The organism is Dietzia sp. DQ12-76, from assembly GCF_014145045.1.
Classification (GTDB): domain Bacteria; phylum Actinomycetota; class Actinomycetes; order Mycobacteriales; family Mycobacteriaceae; genus Dietzia.
The window spans coordinates 1-2,500 of sequence record NZ_JAALDV010000347.1; the positions used below are offsets into that span (position 1 = coordinate 1).

General features: G+C 71.5%; 3 protein-coding genes. 1 reads left to right on the forward strand and 2 read right to left on the reverse strand.

Features of this window, described 5'->3' with window-relative positions; genetic code table 11:
* Positions 1-33 precede the first annotated feature (33 nt).
* On the reverse strand, positions 34-576 hold the full coding sequence (locus tag G6019_RS11865) for a nuclear transport factor 2 family protein (protein ID WP_182627669.1): 543 nt from the start codon (positions 574-576) through the stop codon (positions 34-36).
* A gap of 24 nt (positions 577-600) precedes the next feature.
* Between G6019_RS11865 and G6019_RS11870 the strand changes: the two genes are divergently transcribed.
* A complete protein-coding gene (locus tag G6019_RS11870) occupies positions 601-1,035 on the forward strand; it encodes a nuclear transport factor 2 family protein (protein WP_107758301.1) in 435 nt (144 codons plus the stop codon).
* A 49-nt stretch (positions 1,036-1,084) separates the two neighbouring features.
* Here the strand turns inward: G6019_RS11870 and G6019_RS11875 are convergent, their stop codons facing one another.
* Complete coding sequence (locus G6019_RS11875; protein ID WP_182627671.1) at positions 1,085-2,461, reverse strand: lipase family protein; 1,377 nt, start codon at positions 2,459-2,461, stop codon at positions 1,085-1,087.
* Between the last annotated feature and the right edge of the window lie 39 nt (positions 2,462-2,500).

Genomic DNA, 2,500 nt, shown 5'->3' on the forward strand with positions numbered 1-2,500 from the left:
GGCTGGCGCCGGTGACCAGGGCCACGCGCGCGGTCACGAGTCGACCCCGGCGGCCGCGGGAGCCGCGTCGTCCCCGCGGACGGAGTGGACCTCGGGGTACGTCACGGTGGCGCTGTCGAGAGGACGGGTGATCGACCAGCCAGGAGAGAACAGGCACTCGGCCATGACCCAGTGGTCGTTCTCCAGTACGTAGACATCCGAGTACTCGCCCGTGGACAGGGTCTCGGTGCCGTTCTCCCGGTCCACCTGGCGGAACTGCAACGTCCATGTGCCGGTGGCGCGCCGCGGCGCGCCACCGTCCGCCGGGTCCTCGACGGCGATGGAGGGCATGAGGCCGTGGTGCATGTCGAGGACGCGGGGGCCGCCGTCGGAGGCGGTCGCCAGGGCGATCTGACCGAAGATCCCGACCATCGTGTCCGGGTCCGTGCGGCCGAGCGGGCCGAAGTCGAGGACGCCGCCCCGTGCCACGAAGCAGGCCCGGAACGCGTGTGGGTCCTTGGCGTCGCACGCCCGCCAGTAGCGGTGTTTGAGCTGCTCGATCGCCTGCCGGGCGCGGAATTCCTGCTCGAACTGCATGCGGGCCACGTTAGCCTAGTGGGCATGAGTCGAACACTGGTCGAGCTGTCGGATCGCTGGGACCTGCAGGACCTGGTGACCAGGTACGCGACCTGTATCGACGCCCGTGATTTCGAGGGACTGGACATGGTGTTCACCCCGGACGCCCGGGTGAGTTATGAGGCCTCGGGCGGCCCCGCGGACGACTATCCGGCGGTGCGGACCTGGCTGGCGGAGATGCTGCCGATCTTCGCCTCCACCCAGCACCTCATGGGCAATCTCGCGGTGACCCTGGACGGCGACACCGCGACCGGACGCTGCATGTGCTTCAACCCGATGGCCCTCAAACCCGTGGAGGAGAAAGACCAGCAGGTGTTCTTCTACGGGCTCTGGTACGTGCTCGGGTTCGTCCGCACCGACGAGGGCTGGCGGATCGACAGTCTCGCGCAGGAGCAGGCCTTCCACCACAACCTGCCCTGACGGACCACGGAGGGGCCCGCCACGCGGCGGGCCCCTCCGTGGTCCGGCGTCAGACGGTGCCGCAGGAGTTCGACGCCGGCACCCCGTGCACCCGCTCCATGAGGTAGCGCGCGTTGGTCTCGCGCTCGGACAGCATCGGCAGGGCGTGGTCGATCACCAGGCCCGGCGCCAGAGCCGGGAGCTCCGCGATGCGCAGCTCGACGACGGTGCCCTGGGCGCACCAGTTGCGGACCAGGTCGACCGCCGTGTCGTGCGGGACCACGTCGTCGTTCCGACCGATCAGGACGAGTGCGGGGACGGTGGGGGCGACGCGGCCGAGGTTGTAGCTCTCGAGTACGCGCAGGATCTCCGGCTCGGACCGGGCGGCCTCGGCCAGGGAGTTGCCGTGCACGGTGAACTCGGTGGTGCGACGCAGACCGTAGGCGAACGCCGTCTCGCCCACGCACTGGGTCGAGGTCACCTCGAGCATGCGGCGCCCCTCGTCGTTGAGCTGGCGGTCGAATGCCGGGCGCAACTCGGGGTGCACCTGCAGGATCCCGTTGATGGCGTAGCCGACGGCCCCGGTGAGGACGCCGCCGTCGACGCGCTCGAGGGTGCCGAGCATGTCCGACGGCGGGGCTCCGGCCGCCACGCCCACCAGGTTGAGTTCCGGCGCGTACTCCCGGTGCATCTCTGCCGCAGCCGCGGCCGCACCACCGCCCTGGGAGTACCCGCTCACCACTGTGGGGGACTCGAGGGCGAGGTCGGTTCCCGCCAGCCGCACGGCGGCGCGGGCGGCGTCCAGCGCCGAGCGGCCCTGCGAGACGCGGTTGACGTAGGGATGGTGGCCCGGGGTGCCCAGACCCTCGTAGTCGGTGACGACGACGGCGAAGCCCTCGGCGAGCAGGGAGTAGGCGTCGATCAGCGAGTACCCGGCGGCCAACGACACCGGGGCCGTCCCGATGCCCAGCCCGACCTCCATGGATTTCGAGGGCGCACACTGGTCGCCCTGCCCCTGCGTACCTGGGGTGACCACGGCGAGCGGGCGTGGACCGGAGCCGTTCCATGGTGCCCTGGGCTGGAGATAGGTGCCGGTGACGGCGACCGGACCGCCCGCCGCCCCGGTGGAGCGGTACATGATCCGCTGGGCGTCGGCGGTGAGCGTGCCCCCCGCGACGATGTCGGGGAAACTCGGGGTGATGACCATGGGCTCGCTGCGGATGACGGTGCCGGGGACCGCCGGCAGATCCGCTGGTGGGGTGTAGAACGCGGTCCGGTCCGGTGCGTTCGACGAACCCTGCGCGCCCGCCACGGGCTGCGCGGACGCCACCGGGGCCGGGCCGGTCGTCAGCACCGGAGCCAGGGCCACGACCAGACCGAGCGCGAGCGCCCCGGCCAGGGTGGACCCGCGGGGGGTCGTGGTCCGGTCCGCTGACGGTGATCTCACGTGTACTCCAGGGTGTCGGGGCCGCGGGTACGGCGGGGA